A 21546-nucleotide genomic window follows, 5' to 3' on the forward strand; every position below is an offset into this window, starting at 1 on the left:
GACCTCGACGTGGCGCGCTAACTGTGCCACTATCTGCGTATGCATGCAGATAAGCAGGAATACGGCGCGGGTCCACTCGGGCACATCGAGCTCGACAACCCGACCGTCGAGCTCGCCGCCGAGGTCTTCGGCATGCTCGCCGACGCGACGCGCGTGCGTATCGTGCTCGTCCTCGACGATGGGGAGCACTCCGTGAACGACATCGCCGAGGCCGTCGGCAAGACGCCGGCGAGCGTCTCGCAGCACCTCGCCAAGCTGCGCCTCGCCCGCATCGTCGCGACCAGGCAGGAGGGCACGCGCGTCTTCTACCGGCTCATCAACGGGCACGCGAAGCGGCTCGTCGCCGACGCGCTGTTCCAGGCCGAGCACTCCGTCGCCGGAGTCGGAGGCGCGGACGCCATCCCACCCCACCACCGGCGGGACCCGCAGCCGGGTCGCGAACTGCACGGAGACCTCGATGCGTGAGGTCCTCGCCAACCGGGCGTTCCGGCGGCTCTTCTCCGCCCAGGTCATCGCGCTCGTCGGCACGGGACTGCTGACGGTCGCGCTCGGCCTCCTCGCGTTCGACCTCGCGGGTGGCGACGCGGGAATCGTGCTCGGCACCGCGCTGACGATCAAGATGATCGCCTACGTCGTGGTGTCGCCCGTCATGGCGGCGGTCACGAGCCGGTGGTCACGACGCCGCGTCCTCATCTCTGCCGACCTCATCCGCGCCCTCATCGCACTCGGCCTCCCCTTCGTCGGCGAGGTCTGGCAGGTCTACGTGCTCGTCTTCGTCCTGCAGGCGGCGTCCGCGACCTTCACGCCCACCTTCCAGGCCGTCATCCCCGACGTGCTCCCGGATGAGCGCCTCTACACGCGGGCGCTCTCGCTCTCGCGCCTCGCCTACGACCTCGAGGCACTCGTGAGCCCGCTGCTCGCGGCCCTGCTGCTCACCGTCGTCAGCTCCAACTCGCTGTTCGTCGGGACCGTCCTCGGCTTCGTCATCTCGGCGACGCTCGTCGGCACGACGACGTTCCCCACCCGCACGCTCGCCGCCCCGAGCCCCTTCATCTCGCGGCTGACCTCCGGGCTGCGGGTCTTCTGGCGCACGCGCGACCTCCGGGCCCTCCTGGCGCTGAACCTGGCGGTCGCCGCGGGCACGGCCATGGTGATCGTGAACTCGGTCGTCTTCGTGCAGGCGCAGCTCGGGCGGGCGCAGTCGGACCTCGCGATCCTGCTCGCCTCCTACGGTGCCGGCTCCCTGCTCGTGGCGCTCGCGCTGCCGCGGGTGCTCGATCGCGTCTCCGACCGCCGAGTCATGCTCGCCGGCGCTGCCCTCATCCCGATCGGCCTTCTCGCGATGGCGGGTGTGCTCTCGACGGATGCAGCGTGGGCCTGGCCAACCGCGCTCCCCGTGTGGGGGCTGCTCGGCGCCGCGACCTCGCTGATCCTGACACCCTCCTCGCGCCTCCTCCGGAGGGCGGCATCCGGCGAGCAGCGGCCCGCGGTCTTCGCGGCCCAGTTCTCGCTCTCACATGCCTGCTTCATGCTCTGCTACCCGATCGCGGGCCTCGCTGGCGCGCAGCTCGGTCTTGCGCCGACGGGCACGATCCTCGGCGCCGTGGCCCTCCTCGCCGTCATCGTGGCAGGCCTGACGTGGGCACCTCAGGGCGCTCGCGAGCGAGCCCCGGAGCGCGTTCAGCTCTGACGCTGCTGGCTCGCGAGCCGGACGATCTGCCTTGCGGCGACGTCAGCACCGGCGAGCAGCGGTGAGGGCTTGCGCGGCGTCGCCCCGATCGCGCTGCCCGGCTGCGTGCTGAGGGCCGGGATGCCGAGCACAACCACTCGATCGTCGACGGAGCCGTCGCGGCGCACGAGATTGAGGCCGGGTTCCCCCTCCTCCAGGCTCGCGCCCGTCGCCTCCATGCTGTCCGTCTCGACGGCCGCTCCGTCTCGCGCGCGGCGCGCGTGCACTCGAGCGCGTCCGGAGTCCAGGAGCGCACGCAGCAGCGGGTCGTCGGTCGCCGGCACCTTCCCCTTCGACATGCGGGGTTCGATGAGCGCGCGGGCACGCACCTCGATGCCCGTGATCGCGGAGCGGGCGACGAACTCGCCGGCCTCGACGTCGAGCGATACCGAGGTCTCGGGGCCGGTCAGCCGGAGCAAGCCGGCGTCGATGAGCGCGAGCACCTCTCGAGTCCGCCCAGACGGTGGGCCGGATGCGAGGAACAGCCCGTCCGCGTTGAACCAGCCTTCGAAGTCGGTGACGGCCGAGCGGCCCTCGAGCACGCCGCTCACGGCGAGTCGTGCCGCCTGGCCCCGCAGAGCCCCCATCGCGCGGTTGACCGCGGCGCGAGGATGCTCGTCTGGCGAGGACATCGATCCGAGCTCGCTCTCGACGAGCTGCTCGACCTGACGCCGCCAGCGCTCGGGGCTCACCTGTTTGCCCCTCGTCGGGCGTCGCAGCGAGTCGATCGTGAACGCGTGGGCGCCGTCGTCGGCACCCTGGTCGATGGACGCCGTGAGGACGTCGTCGATGGCGCCGACGCTCTCGGCATCGTCGAGGGCGGCGAGGGCCTCCGGGAGCGAGACGGTGAGGGCGTGAGGCGCCCAGCCCGAGAGCGCGGCGAGGTACGCAACAGCGAACTCGCGCGCGATGGACGGCCAGACGTCGCCTCGGAAGTCCAACGACTCCGGCTCGGCCGCGGCGAGCGCCCTGAACCAGTCCGGGTTAGCGGTGCGCGCCACGAACGGCGACGCCTCAGCCCAGCCGTCCGCCTTCGCGCGGTACGGCACGCCGCGGCGCGAACCGGCGTGGAGGATGGGCTCGTTCCCGGACGGCAGGTAGCGAAGTCGCCCTCGCGCATCGCCGGCGACGGGCTCGAACCCTCCGCCGCGCCCCGCCGTGAGCACGGCGACGACGTCGAAGAAGTTCGCGCCGAGGCCGCGGACGATGACGTCCTCGCCCGCTGGCACCTTGCCCCAGTCTTGCTCGGCCGGCATTCCAGGGGCGATGTAGACGAGGCCGAGCTCTCGAGCTGCCCGCTCGAAGCGCTGCGTCTCCTCGCTCGGCAGCGCCTGCACCATGCCCTGGGCGAGCACGACGATCGGCGCCCGCAGCTCGGTGCCGTCGGCGAGCACGACGGTGCGTTCGTCGGGGCCGTCGTCGCGCACATCCACTGCGGTTCCCTGGATGCGGGCGAGCTCCACGTGCCCGCTCGCCTCGGCCGCTGCGAGCTGCTCGCGGAAGTAGACCCCCTGCAGCCGCCGGGAGGGGAAGCTGCCGGGGCGCACCGCGCGCGCCTCCTCGAGGACCCACGGTGTGGAATGCTCGCCGCAGTCGACGATCGCGGCCGCCCAGTCGACGAGGTCGGGGCCCGGCACGATCGGCCCGGTCATCCTGGTCGAATCGTCGGCGTGGATGGTCGTCGAGCCGGAGGTCGTGTTGTTGAGGAACTCGGCCGGCTGGTCGATGCGCCAGGTCGCTCCGGCCCCCACGTCGATCGCGTCGACGATCGCCATGCGGATGCGCGCGTCGGGGCGGCGCGCCACCACTCTGAGGACCGTGGCGACGGCGCGCGGACCGCCCCCGACGATGACGGCGTCGAACATCAGATGCGGTACTCCAGGTCGTCCTCGACGACCGGCCGAACCTCGACGAAGCCCTCACGCTCCTCGACGGTCACGCGCAACCCGTAGACCTGCTTGAGGGTGTCCTCCTGCAGCGCCTCAGCCGGCGTTCCGCTCTTGATGATCGTGCCCTGGTCGAGCATGACGATCTGGTCGCAGAAGCGGCCGGCGTGGTTGAGGTCGTGGATAGCGATGAGGGCCGTGATGCCCTTCGTGCGGGTGATGCGGCGCACGATCTGCAGCGTCTCGATCTGGTAGCGCAGGTCGAGCGCGCTCGTCGGCTCGTCGAGCAGGAGCACCTTCGGGTCCTGCGCGAGGGCCCTGGCCACGAGCACACGCTGCGCCTGGCCCCCGGAGAGCTCGGACATGTTCCTGTCCACGAGAGAGTCGAGGTTCAGGAGCGTGATCGCGTCCTGGACGTGCCGCCAGTCCTCGGCGCCTGGCGCCATCCCGTAGTGGGGCGTGCGACCGAGCAGCACCGCCTCCCGCACCGTGAGGTCGAAGGGGGCCTCACCGGACTGCGGCACGTAGGCAACCGTTCGCGCGTGCTCGCGCCTGCCGAGGCCGAGCACGTCGGTGCCGTCGAACGTGACGGTCCCAACGCTCGGCTTGTGCACGCGGGCGATGATCTTCGTGAGCGTCGACTTGCCGGATCCGTTCGGTCCGAGCAGCGCGCAGAAGGTGCCGTCCTGCACTTCGAGGCTCACGCCCTTCAGCACCTTGTGCTTGCCGTAGGCGAACTCGATGCCGTCGATCGTCAGGCTCATTTGAGGGCCGTCTTCCTCGTGAGGATGAGCTGGATGAAGATGGGCGCGCCGATGAAGGCGACCACGATGCCGACGGGGATGACGGCGGGTGCCAGGATCGTGCGCCCGACGGTGTCGGCCACGAGCAGCAGCAGCCCTCCCGTGAGCACCGAGAACGGGATGAGGTAGCGGTGGTCTGCGCCGATGATGAGGCGCGCGATGTGCGGGCCGACGAGTCCCACGAAGCCGATCACTCCGCAGAAGCTGACGATGACGGCGGCGAGCACGACGGCGACGACGATGAGTCCGACGCGGAGCGCCTGCACGTTGACGCCGAGGCTCTTGGCGGCATCGTCGCCCGCGAAGGCGACGGCGTTGAGGTCCTTGGCGAACCACAGCACGAACGGGATCGTCGCGAGGACGAGGATGCCGACCGTCTGCACGTCACCCCACGTCGCGTCGTTCACGGAGCCGAAGGTCCAGCGCACGATGGCCTGCAGCGTGTTCTCGTTGGCCGTGAACTGGAGCGCGGCGGTGAGCGCCTCGAAGAGCTGCGTGATGGCGATGCCGAGGAGCAGGAGCGTGGCGATGGCCATGCCCTTGGCGGAGGCGAGCCCGAGCACGAGCGCCGAGACGGCGAGCGAGACGACCAGCGCACTCGCGATGATCGCCCACGAGGGCAGCGTCGTGCCGCCCGCGATGGTGATCGCGAGGGCGGCGCCGAACGCGGCCGCCGGCGAGACGCCGAGCGTGAAGGGGCTCACGAGCGGGTTCCTGAGCAGCCCCTGCATGAGGACACCCGACAGCGAGAGGCCTGCGCCGGCGGCGAAGGCCAGCAGCACGCGTGGGAGGCGCAGCTCGGTGACGATGGAGAACTTCTGCGCGAAGTCGTTCTCGAGCGTCCCGCCGAAGATCGACAGGGTGACGGCCTTCCACACATCGCCGAAGGTCACCCCGGCTGTGCCGATGGTGACGGCGGCGACGACGGCGAGGGTGCTCACGACCACGCCGCCGATGATGGCGAGCCGCTTGACGTTCGCGCGCTTGCGCTCGCTCGAGGCGACCGCGTTCTGCTCGCCCGGGGTATCGGTGCCGGTCTTCGGCGTCGTGATGGCCACTACGCGGCCGCCTGGTACTGCTGGATGTACTCGCTGGCGCCGGGGAAGTCGGTCTGCTGGAAGTCGACGACCCAGCGCTCGAGGAACTCGTCAGGGTTCACATCGGCGAACTCCTCGGGGTGCAGCCACTTGGCGAGGTAGAGGGCGCCGATGGACTTCGCGACGGCGCTGGTCGCCCAGCCGTTGGCGAGGTACACCTCGCCGTCCTGGATGGCCGTGATGTTCGACCAGCCCGGTCGGGACGTGATCTCGGCGCCGAGCGTGTCGAAGCGCTCCTGGCCGGTCGGCGTCGCGCTCGGCTCGAACTCGTGGACGATGACGGCCGGGTTGCGGGTGACGACCTCGGCGGGGTCGACCGTGATCTCCTCCTGCTCGTCGCCGCCGCCTGCGGCGTTCTCGAAGACGTTCGTGCCGCCTGCCGCCTCGATGATGGCGTGGAAGCCGGATCCGGGCAGCACCGTCAGGTACGGGTCGACCGTCTCCCAGTAGACGGGCACGGGCTCGACGCCCTCGGTGCGCTCGGCGACGACGTCGAGGATCTCGTTCGAGAAGTCGGTGACTGCGCTTGCTCCCTCTTCTTTCTGGAAGACCTGGCCGAGGAGGGTGACGGTCTCGTCGAACACCGCGTAGTCCCAGGCGGTCGCGACGACGACGGGGATGCCGAACGACTCGAGCTGCTCGGCGGCCTCCTGCCAGACGGCGTTGCGGGGCATGATGACGACGTCGGGGTCGAGCTCCGCGACCGCCTCGTAGTTGATCTGGTCGAGGCCCTCGGCGATGACGTCGCTCTCGTCGACCGGCAGGTACGGGAGGCGGTTGATGGATGCGCGGTCGACGCCCACGACCGTGTCGCCGGCGCCGATCGCCCGCACGAACTCGTTGCCGTAGCTGTTGAGCACCACGGCCCGTTCGACGGGTCCGTTGATCGTGACCTCGCGGTCCTGATCGTCGACGACGGTGATGGTCTCGGCGTCGGCTCCGCCCTCGGGGGTCACGGTGCCGCAGCCGGCGAGGAGCAGGGTGCTGGCGACGAGGGCCGCGATGGCGGCGGGCAGTCGGCGTGAGATGGGCATATCGGTACCTCTCGGTGGCAGGTCGTGCAGAACGTTCAGGGGCGGCGCCGTGGCGCGGATGCTCAGCTGCTGGCGGCTGCGGCGGGCCAGTTCGGCTCGCCGAGGCTCAGCATGAGCCGGTTCGCCCAGGCGAAGAATGCCGTCGACCCAACGAGGTCGAACAGCTCGGCGTCGTCGAGGCCGAGCGCGCGCAGCTCGTCGATCTGCGCGGGTGTGGCACTCGGGCGCAGCGTCGACAGGCTCGCGGCGAAGCGGATGATGGCGCTCCAGCGTTCGTCCTGACCGTCGCTGAGCGCGTCGAGCGAGGTCGGCTGCCAGTCGGCGTCGCGAGCGAGGCCCGCGTCCAGCACCCGCTGCACGTCGTCGTGGCGCTTCGACTGGAAGGTCGCCTTCCTGGAGTGCACCGAGGCGCAGTAGATGCAGTCGTTGACCTTGCTGGCGACGGCCGCGGCGAGCTCCCGCTCGGCGCGAGGCAGCCCGCCCTTGCCGAGGAACACGGCGTTGTCGATGGCGCTGCGGGCCTTCAGCACCGCAGGTACCCTGGACAGGAGCCGGAAGTAGACGCTGTTGGTGGTCGCCTTCGCGGCGAACGAGTCGACCTGCTCGGCCGTCAGCTCCGCCTCGTCGGGGGCGGCCACCCACGGCGACCACTCGAGCTGCTCCTGGGTGTACTCGGTCGGCTTCGCAAGTCCGGCGATGGTGCGACCCGAGAGGTCCTTGGACCGACCGGCGGCGACCGTGGCGCGGGCGGGCGCATCCACCCGCTCCGGCGCGGTTCCGGCGAGCAGCGCGTCGCCGTCCAGCATGCGTGCCAGGTAGCTCTCGAAGGCCACGAGCTGGCTCAGCAGCACGATCTCGTCCGGGGTGACCCCGGCGACCGGCAGCACGTGCTGGTCTTCGTGGGTGGCCAGCGCAGGCGACACCGTGATGAGGTCCACGTGCTCCACGAGCGCGCCCAGCTTCGCATCTGCGGGCAGCTCGTCGCCGAGCAGGCGAGCATCGGCGCCCTGCGCCAGATGCCAGTCGGCGAGCTGCGCGTTGCCCTGCCAGCGCGCGACCGTCCTGGCGAAGCCGTGGAGCAGGCCGGGCTCGATCACCTGCGGGCTCTCGTAGAGGGCCGTGTAGGCGGCGAGCGTCTGCTCGACCACCTCGGGTTTCGCGGCCCTCAGCGAGGCGATCGACTCGGGAACAGTCGGGGAGATGCGCACGTGGGAGTCCTCAGCAGTCGAGATCGGGGAAATCAGATACCAACCTGCCATCCCGTGCGACGCCCCGCGGAATCGCGTTACCCCGCGTGAACTCCCCCGCCGAGGCGCATCCTCACCGATCGGCCCCGACCTCGGTCGCCCGCCCGACCTCAGGCGAGGCCGAGGTCCGGCCGAGAGAGGTCCGGCTGCCGCGGCCCGGCCAGGGAGGCGGTGCGCGGGATGAGTTCGATGTCGGGGACCGGGTCGAGCGTCAGCCGCGCGTGCGTCTCGACGTCGAACCGCTGCTTCCCGTAGCGGAGCTTCTGGCGCTCGATGCCCTCGGGCCTGAACCCGGCACGACTCGCGACGCGGCAGGACGCCGCGTTCCCGGTCCGGTGGCCGAGCTCGAGGCGGAAGAGGCCGAGCTCCGTGAACGCCAGGTCCGCGATCGTCGCGAGGCCACGCGTCGCGAGGCCCCTGCCGCGAGCGCCCTTCGCCAGCCAGTAGTAGGCCCACCCGGTCTGGTGCACGTGCTCGATGTTGCTCAGCCCGACGTTTCCGACCGCGATGCCGTCGACGATGATCGCCAGGTCGTGCTTCGCGGTGCCGGAGACCAGATGCTGCGCCATGTAGGAGACGAAGTCGAGCTCTGTCGAGGGCACACCTCCCGGGAACTGCGCGGCGAGGTCGGGCGACGTTCGCATGGCATTCGCAAGTGCAGGGGCATCGTCGGCCACCCATGGTCGGAGGTGTGCATCCACCCCTGCAGTGTCGCACTCGCAGATGTGCTGGACCTTGTCCTGTGACACGACACGACACACGCGTGCGCCGCTACTTCACGCGGCGGCGCCAGGCTCCGGTCGAGTACAGCGACCACGCGACGAGCACGGGCTGGAAGAAGAGGCGCAGGAAGCGCTTCTTGTCGGTGTCGAGCCCGAACGCGTCGCGGCGACGCGCGAACTGCGCGAGGTTGCCCGGGAAGACGGCCGTGAAGAATCCGGCTGCGATCCAGCCCACCGTCGGACGGGCCGAGCGGCGCGCGAACAGGAGCGACAGGCCGAGCGCGATCTCGGCGACGCCGGAGGCGAGCACGACCTGATCGGTCGAGAGCGGCGTGTGCTTGGTCACCGACTTCGGCACCTGCGCCGTGAACTCCTCGCGGGCGACCGTGAGGTGCGTGACTCCCGCGAAGACGAGGAAGCCGCCGAGCAGGATGCGCGAGAAGGTGCGCGGGCGCGACGAGGGTGCGTCGTCGACGAGACGGATGTCGGAGGTGGTGGCCGCCATATCCGGTCAGGCCTTCTTCGCGTGCTTGCCGAAGCGGAATGCCATGACGAGCTGCGTGATGCCGCCGATGACGAGGATGATCGCCACGATCCACAGGGCGACGACGACGACGCCGGCAGGCCAGAGGAGGATGAGGAGGCCGGCGACGATGCTGAGCACACCGGAGAGGATCGCGAAGCCGCGGGACTGGCCGGGAGATCCATCCGCGAGCGCCGCGATGCCCTCGATGATCCAGGTGATCGCGATGAGGATACCGAGCGCGTCGATGAGGGCCACGGGCTGGACGAGGGCGATGACGCCACCCGCGATGAGCAGCAGCCCGACGACGCCGTTGAAGACCCGCCAGCCGGTGGGGATGCCCTTGGAGACGATGGCGCGGATGAGGCGCAGGGCGCCCGAGAAGATGAAGAACAGCCCGAAGATCCAGGCGATGGCGGTGAGGGCCTTGATCGGGAAGGCGAGCGCGACGATGCCGAGGATGATCGCCACGGCTCCGCCGATGCCGAAGACCCAGCGCAGCGTGCTCACCTGCCTCTGGCTGAGGAGACTCGGGTCGAGATTGAAACGCACGATGGGGGTGGACTGGCTCACTGCGGGCTCCTTCGACGGGGGATGCGCCGTGCACGGCGCCGACGCTCCTCGCCCGTTGAGCGAGGGGTAGTCGTCATCCTAGTGACGAAGCGCTTTGCGCAGTCATCCGCGATTCCCCGGGGACCACGTGTCCGTCGCGGAGCGCGACGACGGCGTCCGCCGCTGCGATCTCTCCGGCGTCGTGGCTGGCGACGACGACGGTCCTGCCCTGTTCGGCGAGCGCGGCGAGGCACGCCGCGATGCGTGCACTGGATTCCGCGTCGACCCCCGCGGTCGGCTCGTCGAAGAGCAGCACCTCCGTGTCCTGCGCGATGCCCTGCGCCACGAGGGCTCGCTGCCGCTGGCCGCCGGAGAGCTGGCTGAGGAGACGTCCGCGAAGCTCGCCGAGGCCGAGCTGCTCGATGGCGGCGTCGACGAGCTCGGCGTCGCGGGTGCGGGCCTGCGCGCCTCGCCCCCAGCGCCAGCTCGAGGCGCTCGGCCGGTTTCCCGTTCTGCCCCAGCGGCCCATCGCGACGGCGGCTCCGACCGTCAGGGGGAAGGCCTCGGGCAGCCGGGCGTGCTGGGGCACGTAGGCGACGCTGCCGGGCCTGGCGTCGAAGTCGTGCCAGTCGAGGGTCCCCGAGGTGAGCGGGGTGGTCCCGGCGAGCACGCCGAGGAGCGTGCTCTTGCCTGAGCCGTTGTGCCCGACGATGACGGTGATCGCGGAGCGTCGCACCTCGAGCGAGACGTCGGACAGCGCGGCGTGTGCGTCGTATCGGACGGTGGCGTTCGCGAGCGTGATGAGGGCAGCCATGCGCGCCACCCTATCGGTAATGAGAAGCGTTTTCATTATGCTACGGTCCTTCCTCGTGCCCTTCCTCACCGATCCCCTCGAGGCGAGCTTCTTCGCCAGAGCCCTCCTCGGCGGCTCCCTCGCCGCCGTGCTGTGCGCCTGCGTCGGCACCTGGGTGGTCCTGCGTGGCATGGCCTTCCTCGGCGAGGCGCTCGCCCACGGCATCCTCCCCGGCGTCGCCATCTCAGTCCTCCTCGGCCTCCCGCCGGTCGCCGGCGCCTCCGTCTCGGCGGCCGTCATGGCCGTCGGCGTGCGCACCCTCACGAAGCGGACACGGCTCTCCAACGACACGGCCATCGGCATCCTCTTCGTCGGGATGCTCGCGCTCGGCATCGCGATCGTGTCCAGGTCGGGGAGCTTCGCCGTCGACGTCACGGCGATGCTGTTCGGCGATGTGCTCGCGATCGGGCCAGGCGAGCTCTGGCTCATCGGTGCGGCGCTCGCGCTCGCCGCCACCGGACTCACCCTCTGCCACCGGCCCTTCACCGCGCTCGCCTTCGACGAGCGCAAGGCGTTCACGCTCGGGCTGCGGCCGGAGCGCGCGAGCCTCGCCCTCATCGCCCTCGTGGCGGTCGCGGTCATCGCCTCCTACCAGACCATCGGAACGCTCCTCGTGACCGCGCTCCTCCTCGCTCCCCCGGCCGCCGCATCCCTCAGCAGGAAGAGCGTCGTCGGCATCATGGCGCTCGGCAGCGCGATCGGCATCGCCTCCGTCGTCGTCGGCCTCTACGCGTCCTGGCATCTCGCCATCGCGGCTGGTCCTGCCATCGCGCTGACCGCCGTCATCTCCGTCGGCGTCGCCTCGGTGCTGCGTGCACCGCGCCCCAGCCGCCCCATGCCTCGAACCACCGCTCCAGCAGAAAGCGACCAGTCTTGCCCCGCACACGCCTGATCTCCCCGCTCCCTCGAGTCTCCGCCCGAGGACTCGCACCCCGCGCATGCCTCGCCCTCGTCGGCATGCTCACCCTCGCCGGATGCACGTCACCGTCACCGGACTCCGAGGCCGCACAGGCCGCGAGCGCGCCGACCACCGAAGAGCAGGCGCACGGCTTCGTGGCAGGGGCCGAGGAACTCGCCGAAGCCCAGACGAGCATCGGCAGCATCGGCGCGGACGGCTCCGTGAGCGTCCTCAACCTGCTCACCGGCGAGAGCACCGCACTCGATGCCGTGGCACCCGCATCGTGGGCCGTCAGCGACGGCCGGTTCATCTTCTCGGGCGCCGACGCCGCCGATGGGAAGACGCAGATCATCGACACCGGGGTGTGGACGGTGCCCCACGGGGACCACGTCCACTACTACCGTGCGACTCCTGGCCTCGTCGGCGAGCTCACCGAGACGGGAGCTGCGCGGGTCTCCTCGAACGAGGACCTCGCCGCCCTGAGCTTCGAGACCTCCGGCACGACGGTCGTGCTCGACCGGCACGCCCTCGGCCAGGGCGAGACCGTCGAGCTCACCCGCATCGAGTCGGCGGCCCACTCCGCCGCGGCCGCTCCGGTGGGCGACGCCGTGGTCGCGAGCAGCGTCGCCTCCGCGGGCGCCTCCCCCGTCCTCACCGCCTACTCGGCTGACGGCACGAAGCTCGGCGAGGGAGTCGACTGCCCCGGGCTGAGCGACGTGCAGCAGACGAGCCTCGGCGCGACGTTCGCCTGCGCGGATGGGCTCGTGTTCGCCGCGGCCGCCGAAGGTGAGGACACGGCCGCCGCGCCGTCGATCACGAAGGTCGCCTACCCGGACGCCGCGTCCGCAGACGCGGCTGGAACCGCCGCACCCGGCCAGGCGACCTCGCTCGACAGCCGACCCCACCGCCCGGCCGTGGCCGGTCCCGCTGGAGACTCCGGCATCTGGCTCGCCTCCTCCCGCTCGCAGGAGGTCATCTTCCTGCCGACGACACGCCCCATCCTGACGGCCGTGGCCGTCGGCGACGACAGCGACCGTGTCGTCGCCGTGGACGACGAGGGAACCCTGCTGGTCATCGACGGCGAGAGCGGCGAGGTGACCGGGTCGCAGGCTGGGCTGATCGGCGCTCCGGAGACCGCCTCGAGCATCCACCTCTCCGTCGACACGAGCCGCGCCTACCTGAGCACGCCGGCCTCCGCCGAGCTGCACGAGATCGACTACAAGGACGGCGCGCGCGTCGCCCGCACCCTCGAGCTGCCGGCCGCCCCGGCCTTCGCCTTCGAGACGGGAAACTGAGCATGCGCGCATCGAACGCCTCACGGTTCACACGCAACGGACTCGGCATCGTCGCCTCGCTCGCGATCGCGGCTGGCCTCGTATCCTGCAGCGCGACCGCAGCAGATGACCGTCCCGAGATCGTCGTCACCACCAACATCCTCGGCGACGTGGTCACCGAGCTCGTCGGCGACCAGGCGAGCGTCGTCACCCTCATGAAGCCCGGCGCCGACCCGCACTCCTTCAGCCTCACGGCCCAGGAGGCGGCCTCGATCGAGAACGCGGACTTCGTCGTCTCCAACGGACTCGGGCTGGAAGAGGGCGTCGCGCAGCATCTCGAGCAGGTCGATGCGGCCGGCATCCCGCACTTCGTGGCAAGCGACGCCTTCGAGCCGCTCTCCTACACGGAAGGCGACGCGGAAGGCATGGACGACCCGCACTTCTGGACCGACCCCGCCCGGATGTCCGCAGTCGTCGACGCGCTCGGCACCCGACTCGCGGCCGACCTCGACGGGCTCGACGCGGCGGCACTCGACGCCTCTGTCGCCGCCTACGAGAGCGAGCTCGACGAGCTCGACGAGTGGATGCAGGGCGAGTTCGACACCATCCCGAGCGAGTCGAAGAGCCTCGTCACCAACCACCACGTGTTCGGCTACCTCGCCGAGCGCTTCGGCTTCACGGTCGTCGGCACCGTGATCCCTGGCGGGACCACGCTCGCGGCGCCCAGCGCCGCCGACTTCGCCGAGCTCAGCGCCGACATCACCGCCGCCCGCGTGCCCACGATCTTCGCCGACTCCTCCAGCCCCGACGACCTCGCCCGCGCCCTCGCGGACGAGGCCGGCATCGACGTCCGCGTTGAGCAGCTCTTCACCGAGTCGCTCACCCCCGCCGGTGGGGGCGCAGAGACCTACCTCGAGATGATGCGCGCCAACACGGAGCGCATCACCACCGGCCTCACCTCCTAGCCCGCTCGACCGCGAGCCCCAATACCCCAAGTAGCAAGCCCGAACACAGAAAGAGTCTCCATGACCCTCGCCTCCCCCACCAGGACCCGCGGCGCCATCGCCGCGACGGCCCTCGGCATCCTCGCCCTCACCGGCTGCACCCAGACCGCTCCCGCCGCGACGGGGGAAGCCGCGGCGACCCCCGGCGCAGCATCCACCTCCGAACGCGTGACGCTCACGTACGACGGCGGACTCGTCGTCCTCGACGCGACGACCCTCGAGGTCGTCGGCGACGTCCCCATCGACGGGTTCACCCGCGTCAACCCCGTCGGCGATGGCCGCAACGTGCTGGTCACGACCGATGCCGGCTTCCAGGTGCTCGACACTCAGGAGCCGGCGCTCACGGGCGTCACGTTCGAAGGCTCGAAGGCGGGCCACGCGGTCGCGCACGCCGGCAAGACGGTGCTGTTCTTCGACGGCAGCGGCGACTCCGTGATCTTCGACACGGATGCGCTCCTCGACGACAGCACGAAGCTGCCGGAGACCGAGACGGTTGCCAGCGACGCCGCCCACCACGGCGTCTCCATCGAGCTCTCTGACGGCACCTTCGTCACGACGCTGAGCGACCGCACCGGAATCGTCGCGACCGACGCCGATGGCACCGAGCTCGCCCGCTCCACCGACTGCCCCGGCGTGCACGGCGAAGGCACGGTGAAGGACGAGGTCGTGGTCGTGGGCTGCGAGAACGGCGCGCTCGCCTACTCGGACGGCACGATCACGAAGCTGTCGTCACCGGACGAGTTCGGACGCATCGGCAACATGCTCACGACCGAGGACTCGGCCATCGCCCTTGGCGACTACAAGACCGACCCGGACGCCGAGGGCTACCTCCTGCAGGCCTTCGCGCTCGTCGACACGGCGAGCGGCAAGATCTCGGTCACCGAGCTGCCCGACGGCGTCGGCTACACGTTCCGCGACCTCGCACGCGGCTCCGACAACGAGGCGATCATCCTCGGCTCCGACGGCTCGCTGCACCTCTTCTCAGAGGAGGACGGCTCGCCCATCACCTCGATCCCCGTGATCGACGCGTGGGAGGGGCCGGCCGAATGGCAGGACGCGCACCCCGCGCTCAAGGTGCAGGACGGCGTCGCCTACGTCACCGACCCGGCGACGAGCACGGTCCACGCCGTCAACCTGGAGACCGAGGAGATCACGAGCTCCGCGACGCTCCCCGGCGCGCCCAACGAGATCGCGCTGAGCTAGCCGGCAGAGCATGCCGGGAGGCCCCCGGCGATACAGCACGAGCCTGAACGGATCCAGTGGCGCATGGGGAGCACTCCCCATGCGCCACGCCAGCGAACGGCAATAGGATGCCGAACAGCGGGGCCACGGGCCCTGCGAATACAGCCATCGGACGTCCGAGAAACCACAGATGAGGGAGACTCAGCATGCGCAGCGAGCTATTCGCGGAAGCGAACCGGGAGAGCCAGAGCACCGAGCGTTGGGTGCTGCAATCGAAGAAGATGCTTCGCGTCGGCTTCGGACCTGAGGTTCTCGCAGCCAAGGGCGCGATGGTCGCCTACCAGGGCCAGTTCGACTTCAAGCACGAGGGCTCAGGCGGCCTCGGCAAGTTCATGAAGAAGATGGTCTCCGGCGAGGGCGGCTCGCTCATGCGCGTCGGGGGTCAGGGTGAGGTGTTCTTCGCCCGCCAGGCCGCTGACGTCTTCACGCTGGTCCTCGAAGGGGAGGGCATCACCATCAACACCGCCAACCTGCTCGCCTTCGACGCGAACCTGCAGTGGGACATCAAGATGCTCGCGAACGCTGGCATGATGACGGGCGGCCTCTTCAACCTCGAGGTCGGTGGCCACGGCACCGTGGCCGTCTCGAGCGACGGCCCGCCCATGGTCCTCGACTGCTCGGTGCAGCCGACCTTCGTCGACCCCCAGGCTGCGATCTGCTGGTCGCAGAACCTGCAGCCGACCATCAAGAACGACTTCAAGATGGGCTCGCTCATCGGCCGCGGTTCCGGCGAGTCGTTCCAGCTCGCGTTCCATGGGCCAGGCTTCGTCGTCGTGCAGCCGAGCGAGGGTGTCCCCATCGTCGCCACGGCCTGAGGGCGTCGCGCCGGTTCTGCCCTCAAGGGCGGGACCGAGTTCGCTGTGGATGTCGGCTCGAGTGCGCTCAGCTAGCGACCGGAGCACAACCCGAGGCGGGTGGCGGATCGAAGAGATCCGTCACCCGCCTTCGCCGTGCTCCGCCTGGGTCTCGCCCGCCGAGCTAGCGGCGCTTCTTGAAGAGCGTGCCGAACACGCCGCGCACCACCTCGCGGACGATCGTCTGGCCGGTCCGGGACCCGAGCATGTCGCTCACGACGTTGCCGCTGCCCGCATCCGCCCGTGACCTGGTGGTCGTGCGAGTCTGCGTGCGCGAGCGGGCCGCCTTCTCCGCGCGCTCCCGCTCCTTCGCGTCCTTCGCCGCCTGCTTCTCCGCCTCGATCGCCGCAGCCTCGGCCCGTTCACGCTCCGCGGCGGCGTTCATCTTGGCCGTCAGCACCTCGTGCGCCGACTGCGGGTCGAGCACCTGCGAATAGCGCGGGTACAGCGACGACGAGGCGACGAGGTGGCGGAGGCCGTCCTCAGGCGTCGGCGACATGGAGGCCTGCGGGGCGCGGAGGCGAGTCCACGCCACCGGCGACGGGGCGCCCTTCTCGTTCATGACGGTGACGATCGCCTCGCCCGTCGCGAGCTGCGTGAGCACTTCCTCGAGGTCGTACCCGCTCTTCGGGTAGGTGCGCACGGTCTGGCGCAGCGCGGTCGCGTCGTCGGGGGTATGCGCACGCAGCTGGTGCTGGATGCGCGAGCCGAGCTGCGCGAGCACGTCGTCGGGAACGTCCTTCGGCGTCTGCGTGACGAAGAAGATCCCGACGCCCTTGGAGCGGATGAGCCGCACCGTCTGCGTGATCTGCTCGATGAACGCCTTGGAGGCGCCCGAGAACAGCAGGTGCGCCTCGTCGAAGAAGAAGACCAGCTTCGGCTTGTCGAGGTCCCCGACCTCGGGCAGCTCGTTGAACAGGTCGGCGAGCAGCCACATGAGGAACGTCGAGAAGAGCGCGGGATTGCTGGCGACGCCGGGCAGCTCGAGGAGGCTGACGACGCCGCGCCCCTCGTTCGTGACCCGCAGGAACTCACGGGTGTCGATCTCGGTCTCCCCGAAGAAGATGTCGGCGCCCTGCTCCGAGAAGTTCACGAGCTCGCGCAGGATGACGCCTGCCGTCTGCTTGGAGAGCCCGCCGATCCCCTCGAGTTCGAGCTTGCCCTCGGTGCTCGTGAGGTACTGCAGCACGGTCCGCAGATCGGAGAGGTCGACAAGCGCAAGGCCCTGCTCGTCGGCGAAGTGGAAGACGAGGCCGAGGCTCGACTCCTGCGTCTTGTTGAGACCAAGCACCTTCGAGAGCATGAGCGGCCCGAAGCTCGAGACGGTCGCTCGGATGGGGACGCCGATGCCTCGCCCGCCGAGCGAGAACACTTCGGTGGGTGCGGCCGCAGGAACCCAGTCCTGCCCGATGCCCCTCGTGCGCTCGAGGAGCTTGTCGCTCGGCTCGCCCGGCGTCGCGATCCCGGAGAGGTCGCCCTTGATATCGGCCGCGAACACGGGGACGCCCGCGGCGGAGAGCTGCTCGGCGAGCACCTGCAGGGTCTTCGTCTTGCCAGTGCCCGTTGCGCCGGCGACGAGGCCGTGACGGTTGGTCATGGCGACCGGGATGCGCACGGGAACGCCTGCGACCGCCTCGCCGTTCACGATCGCTCCGATCTCGAGCGCGGCGCCCTCGAACGCGTAGCCGGCCCGAACCGCCTCGAGCTGCTGCGCGTCCAACGGACCGGCGGACTCCGCGGCCTCCGCGGGAGCTGGCGGCTCGGCCTGCACCGTGGGCGATGCCGGGTCGGGCGCTCCGGCCGGGCCCGCCTGCGCGGCAGTCCTGCTCTCTGTCTTCGCCTCGGCCTCGGCGGCCGCGAGCGCAGCGGTGGCCTCCTCGAGGGCTCTGCGTGCGGCTTCGATACGGGCGTCGGCATCAGTCATGGCACCAGGCTAGTCACTCCTAGACTTGGTGCCATGCCCCAGTTGGAAGCGTCCGTCGTCGTACCCCTCTCCGTCGAAGCCGCCTTCGCGCTCGCACACACCGTCGGCGAGGCTCGGAGCTGGGATCCGGGCGTCATCCGCAGCGAGTTCATCCGCGGCGCCACGGCGCCCGTCTCCGGAGCGCACTTCTTCACGAAGACTCCGGGAGGGCGGCGCATGATCCTCGAGCTTCGAGTGGTGCACGCCCCGCTCGTGAGTTCTGCCGAGATGGTGAAGGGGCCGGCCTGGCTGACCTCGTTCGGCGAGGGCTGGCGATTCGAGGCCGTCGAGAGCGGCACGAAGGCCACGTGGAAGTTCACGTACAAGCTCGCCTCGCCCGTCTTCGCGTCCACGCTCGGGGCCGCGACCAAGCCAGCGTTCGACCGCGAGCTGCACCAGCGTGCCGCCGCGTTCAAGGAGATGGCAGTGGCGCTCTCCGAAGCCGGCTAGACGCTGTCAGACACGTGCTAGGCGGCGGGGAGGTACGCCGCCCACTCGGGCAGCTCTCGTTCGACGCTTCGCGGCGACCAGCCGGTTGCCCGTGGGGGTCTCGGTGTGAGGCGAAGGCGCCACCCCATCTCCCCCGGCGTCTTGTCGCCCTTGACGTTGTTGCACCTGAGGCAGCAGGCGACGAGGTTCTCCCAGCTGTCGCGCCCGCCCCTCGACCGCGGCAGGATGTGGTCGATCGTGTTCGCGAAGCCATCGCAGTAGCCGCAGCGGTTCGCGTCCCTCCGCAGCACGCCCTTGCGACTCACCGGCTGCATGCGGGCCATGGGAACGCGCACGTACCTGGTCAGCAGGATGACGCGGGGCCGCTCCCAGACGCCACTTGAGGCCAGCACCGGGTGGTCCTCATCGACGTCGATGACACTGGCCTTGCCGTGCAGCACGAGCACGAGTGCCCTCCTGTCGGAGACCACCCCGAGCGGTTCGTAGCCTGCGTTCAGGACGAGGGTTCGCATGCTGGACCTGCTTTCGCATCCGTACGAAAAAAGGGCACCGCCCGGATCGGCGGCACCCTTGAATCGAGTAGGTAGATGGACGGACGAGACTCGTCGGCCTGTATTCGAACGGTCTGACAGGCTTCACCGCTCTGGTAGACGTCGAGGGCTGAGCACGCGCGCGCATCCTTGGCGTGGATGCCGTTGCGTGCCCTCATTGACGCTCCCGAGTGTCGTCGATCTGGCAACAGCGTAGACCACGGATGCAGAATGCGGGAGGGGCAGCTTTCCCTGTTCACCGGCCGGAAAGACCGAGGACAGGGAGCAGCTGCCCCTCCCGCATGTGGGAGACGCGTCGCTCAGAGGCGGACGAAGTAGTAGCTTCCGCCAGCGTCGAGGCCACCGAGCTCGACCATGCGGCCCTCGGTGGGAGCGTCGATCATCTGGCCGTTGCCGGCGTAGATGCCCACGTGGAAGTTCGGGAAGATGACGAGGTCGCCGGGCTGCGGGTCGGAGACGCGGGTGCCCGCCGCCGCCTGTGCGCTGACGCCGTGTGCCACGTCGATGCCGTGGAGGCCGAACACGTACTTGACGAGCCCCGAGCAGTCGAAGCCGTCTGGGGTTGCCCCGCCGAAAACGTACGGCGAGACGCCGATGAACTGCGATGCGGTCTCGACGACGCTCGCGCCGGCGACGCTCTGGCCGGCGGAGCTGCTTGCGCCGCTCGTGTCGGCAGCGGCGGCGTCTGCGGTGGCATCCGCGGTGGGCTCTGGCGTCGCGACTGCGGCGACCTGATCCGCACTCATGCTCACGACCGCGGTCTCCGTGCGATCGGTCACGGTCTCCGGTGCAGCGACGGCTGGGGTGGCATCGGCGACGGCGTCGGCGATGGCCGCTTCGACGCTCGCCTGCTCCGTCTGCGCGTCCGCGTTGGTGTCACCGGATGCGGCCACTGCGTTCGACAGGCTGGCTTCGCTGGCGGGAGCGGGCGCTGCCATGGTGCTCGGCACGACGGCTCCGACCGCGGTGACCGCGGCGAGTGATGCGGCTGCGGCGAGGGTTCCGGCGACGCGGCGGCGGACGACGAGCTGCCGGGGGCGTGGAGCGCGAACCGTCAGGGCCCGCTCCCCGGTGAAGGCTGCGGGCGCACTGGGCGCCTCAGCTTCGGTCGCCGCGGTCGCGACGCGGTCTGCGGGGACTACGGAGAGGAGCGAGGTCATCGCGTTTCGCTCGATACGGCCTGTCTCTTCGGGCTGCAGCGAGACCGGGGCCTGAGTGCCGGCGACGGAGGCGAGCGCAACTGCGCTCAGCGACTGCGTGGCGTCCGCGACTGGGCGCACACCGGTCTGGCGTTCGATGGCGCGGGCCTCGCGACGAGTCAGCGTGGTGCTCATGGATTTCCTTCGGGTGGAGCTGAGCACCCGTTGGTGCCCTGGACTTCCACGAGCGTAACCCTTTATAACGAAAATGTCACGCTCAGGTCACAGTCAGGTCGCAAATCATCACATTTTGATCACAACGACAGAACGCCGCGCGCAGCAGGAGCTGCGCGCGGCGTTCCAAGCCGGAGTGAGCCGGAGCTCGAGATGCCTAGTTGAAGGTGTAGTACACCGGGTTGCCCCACCAGATGGAGCGGTACTGGACGACCTTGCCGCCGTACCCGGGAGAGTCGATGACCATGCCGTCACCGGCGTAGATGCCGATGTGCGCGCCTGGCTGCACGACGAGGTCACCCGGCTGCGGGTTCGAGGTCTGGCGTGCGCCGGCGATCTGGTTGCTGACGGACCCCGAGAGCGAGATGCCCTGCGTCGCGTAGACCGCCTTGGTGAGGTCGGTGCATGCCGCGAAGTAGGAGCCGACGTAGCTGTGCGCCGCCGCGATGAGGCTCGAGGTGTCGACATTGCCGGACCCACCACTCGGTGCCGCGGACCCCGAGGACGAGGACGAGGACGTCTGACTGCTCGTGCTGCCACCGGAGGACGTGTTGCTCGAGGTCGACGAGCTCGACTCCGCAGGCGCCTCGGTCTCCTCTGGCGTCGGAGTAGGTGTCGGCGTCTCGGCGACCGCAGCGAGATCGTCGCTGGAGATCGAGACGACCGTGGAGTCCGTGCGGTCGACGGCAACCTCGGGCGCAGCGACGAGGGCAACTTCCTCTACGGCGACTTCCTCGGCAGCTGGTGCTGGGTCTGATGTGGGTGCCGTCGCGGCAGTGTCCGGCGACGTGGCTGCAACCAGGTTGGCCTGGGACTGCACCTCGCTCTGCCCGTCTGCGACGGCGGCTGGGACGACCATTCCGGCAGTCGCGGCCGCTGCGACGGTTGCAGCAGCGGCGAAGCTGGCGGCGGTGCGACGGCGGGTCCGTGCGACGAGGGCGGCCGGCTTCGCGGCACGGATGCTCACGGAGCGCCCGGTGAATGCCTCGGAGATGTCGGTGACGACAGCGGGCTCCGAGTGCTCGATGAGGCCCTGGGAGTCCGAGGTCGAGTCCGCGGCGAGCTGCGAGAACGGCAGGACCGAGACGAGGGCGCCTTGGCCGTTGCGCTCGATGCGAGCCGTGTCATGCGCCGAGGGCGCAGAGGCTGCTGCAGGAGTGGAGGCGGTGGAGGCGATCTCGGCGACGGAGGCCTCGATAACGGGGGCGGAGACCCCGGCCACGGTCGATGTGACGACGGGACGGACTCCGGTCTGCCGCTCGATCGCGCGGGCTTCGCGGCGGGTCAGCACGGTGGTGCTGTCCGTGCGCGGCGTGCTCGATGTGCTCAAGACTTCTCCTCGGTGCTTTCGAACACCGTTGGAACCGGCATCCTCGACGCGTTCGAGCCTACACAAAGGTCACGGAATTGTCACGGTCAGATCACAAATCAATGCGTGAGCGGTCACGCGGAAGTAACGACGAAACGCGCCCAGCCGAGGCTGAGCGCGTT

The 21546-nt window shown here is 70.0% G+C and carries 21 protein-coding genes; 8 read left to right on the forward strand and 13 right to left on the reverse strand.

Going from position 1 to position 21546, the window contains the following annotated elements; genetic code table 11:
- The first annotated feature begins 39 nt into the window (after positions 1-39).
- Positions 40-465, forward strand: a complete 426-nt coding sequence (locus C5E10_RS14885) for a metalloregulator ArsR/SmtB family transcription factor (protein WP_104332295.1) — start codon at positions 40-42, stop codon at positions 463-465.
- A complete protein-coding gene (locus C5E10_RS14890; RefSeq protein ID WP_104332296.1) occupies positions 458-1690 on the forward strand; it encodes an MFS transporter in 1233 nt (410 codons plus the stop codon). Before C5E10_RS14885 ends, C5E10_RS14890 begins: the two co-directional genes overlap by 8 nt.
- Here C5E10_RS14890 and C5E10_RS14895 read toward each other — a convergent pair.
- From C5E10_RS14895 to C5E10_RS14935, 9 genes are all read right to left on the reverse strand, one after another.
- Entirely contained in the window at positions 1681-3594 is a 1914-nt protein-coding gene (locus tag C5E10_RS14895; RefSeq protein WP_104332297.1) for an FAD/NAD(P)-binding protein, read from the reverse strand. The two genes, C5E10_RS14890 and C5E10_RS14895, sit on opposite strands and share 10 nt — an antisense overlap.
- Entirely contained in the window at positions 3594-4379 is a 786-nt protein-coding gene (locus C5E10_RS14900) for an ABC transporter ATP-binding protein (RefSeq protein ID WP_104241856.1), read from the reverse strand. The genes C5E10_RS14895 and C5E10_RS14900 overlap by 1 nt, the downstream gene beginning before the upstream one ends.
- Entirely contained in the window at positions 4376-5476 is a 1101-nt protein-coding gene (locus C5E10_RS14905; RefSeq protein ID WP_104307067.1) for an iron ABC transporter permease, read from the reverse strand. The genes C5E10_RS14900 and C5E10_RS14905 overlap by 4 nt, the downstream gene beginning before the upstream one ends.
- Positions 5476-6549, reverse strand: a complete 1074-nt coding sequence (locus tag C5E10_RS14910) for an ABC transporter substrate-binding protein (protein ID WP_104241860.1) — start codon at positions 6547-6549, stop codon at positions 5476-5478. Before C5E10_RS14910 ends, C5E10_RS14905 begins: the two co-directional genes overlap by 1 nt.
- A 62-nt stretch (positions 6550-6611) precedes the next feature.
- The gene (locus tag C5E10_RS19450; protein WP_258071160.1) at positions 6612-7757 is read right to left on the reverse strand and encodes a peroxidase-related enzyme; all 1146 of its coding nucleotides are present in this window, start codon (positions 7755-7757) and stop codon (positions 6612-6614) included.
- A 149-nt stretch (positions 7758-7906) separates the two neighbouring features.
- Entirely contained in the window at positions 7907-8557 is a 651-nt protein-coding gene (locus C5E10_RS14920; RefSeq protein WP_308471719.1) for a GNAT family protein, read from the reverse strand.
- Positions 8558-8567: 10 nt separating this feature from the next.
- Entirely contained in the window at positions 8568-9023 is a 456-nt protein-coding gene (locus C5E10_RS14925; RefSeq protein WP_104332300.1) for a hypothetical protein, read from the reverse strand.
- Between the two features lie 6 nt (positions 9024-9029).
- Positions 9030-9614, reverse strand: coding sequence for an HdeD family acid-resistance protein (locus C5E10_RS14930; RefSeq protein ID WP_104332301.1), 585 nt, complete (start codon positions 9612-9614; stop codon positions 9030-9032).
- A gap of 73 nt (positions 9615-9687) precedes the next feature.
- Positions 9688-10407 carry a metal ABC transporter ATP-binding protein gene (locus tag C5E10_RS14935; protein WP_181062795.1) on the reverse strand — a complete coding sequence of 240 codons (720 nt, stop codon included), beginning with the start codon at positions 10405-10407 and terminating at the stop codon, positions 9688-9690.
- A 37-nt stretch (positions 10408-10444) separates the two neighbouring features.
- On the opposite strand from C5E10_RS14935, the gene aztB reads away from it, so the two are divergent.
- The 5 genes from aztB (at position 10445) to C5E10_RS14965 (ending at position 15679) form a co-directional block, all read left to right on the forward strand.
- A complete protein-coding gene (aztB, locus tag C5E10_RS14940) occupies positions 10445-11338 on the forward strand; it encodes a zinc ABC transporter permease AztB (protein WP_104332303.1) in 894 nt (297 codons plus the stop codon).
- Positions 11320-12639, forward strand: a complete 1320-nt coding sequence (locus C5E10_RS14945; protein WP_104332304.1) for a hypothetical protein — start codon at positions 11320-11322, stop codon at positions 12637-12639. Before aztB ends, C5E10_RS14945 begins: the two co-directional genes overlap by 19 nt.
- Positions 12640-12641: 2 nt before the next feature.
- Positions 12642-13583 carry a zinc ABC transporter substrate-binding protein AztC gene (gene aztC, locus C5E10_RS14950; protein ID WP_104332305.1) on the forward strand — a complete coding sequence of 314 codons (942 nt, stop codon included), beginning with the start codon at positions 12642-12644 and terminating at the stop codon, positions 13581-13583.
- Positions 13584-13643: 60 nt separating this feature from the next.
- A complete protein-coding gene (aztD, locus tag C5E10_RS14960) occupies positions 13644-14825 on the forward strand; it encodes a zinc metallochaperone AztD (protein WP_146080297.1) in 1182 nt (393 codons plus the stop codon).
- Positions 14826-15010: 185 nt separating this feature from the next.
- Positions 15011-15679 carry an AIM24 family protein gene (locus C5E10_RS14965; protein WP_104332308.1) on the forward strand — a complete coding sequence of 223 codons (669 nt, stop codon included), beginning with the start codon at positions 15011-15013 and terminating at the stop codon, positions 15677-15679.
- A 163-nt stretch (positions 15680-15842) separates the two neighbouring features.
- On the opposite strand, the gene C5E10_RS14970 is transcribed toward C5E10_RS14965, so the two are convergent.
- The gene (locus C5E10_RS14970; protein WP_104332309.1) at positions 15843-17642 is read right to left on the reverse strand and encodes a helicase HerA-like domain-containing protein; all 1800 of its coding nucleotides are present in this window, start codon (positions 17640-17642) and stop codon (positions 15843-15845) included.
- Between the two features lie 33 nt (positions 17643-17675).
- Between C5E10_RS14970 and C5E10_RS14975 the strand changes: the two genes are divergently transcribed.
- Entirely contained in the window at positions 17676-18131 is a 456-nt protein-coding gene (locus tag C5E10_RS14975) for an SRPBCC family protein (RefSeq protein ID WP_104332310.1), read from the forward strand.
- 17 nt (positions 18132-18148) lie between these two features.
- Here the strand turns inward: C5E10_RS14975 and C5E10_RS14980 are convergent, their stop codons facing one another.
- From C5E10_RS14980 to C5E10_RS14990, 3 genes are all read right to left on the reverse strand, one after another.
- Entirely contained in the window at positions 18149-18643 is a 495-nt protein-coding gene (locus C5E10_RS14980) for an HNH endonuclease (protein WP_104241887.1), read from the reverse strand.
- A gap of 338 nt (positions 18644-18981) precedes the next feature.
- On the reverse strand, positions 18982-20016 hold the full coding sequence (locus C5E10_RS14985) for a C40 family peptidase (protein WP_104332311.1): 1035 nt from the start codon (positions 20014-20016) through the stop codon (positions 18982-18984).
- Positions 20017-20212: 196 nt separating this feature from the next.
- Positions 20213-21385 (reverse strand): NlpC/P60 family protein, encoded by a 1173-nt coding sequence (locus C5E10_RS14990; RefSeq protein WP_104332312.1) that lies wholly within the window; start codon positions 21383-21385, stop codon positions 20213-20215.
- Positions 21386-21546: the final 161 nt, after the last annotated feature.

The sequence above is a fragment of the Pseudoclavibacter sp. RFBG4 genome, assembly GCF_002931515.1.
GTDB lineage: Bacteria > Actinomycetota > Actinomycetes > Actinomycetales > Microbacteriaceae > Pseudoclavibacter.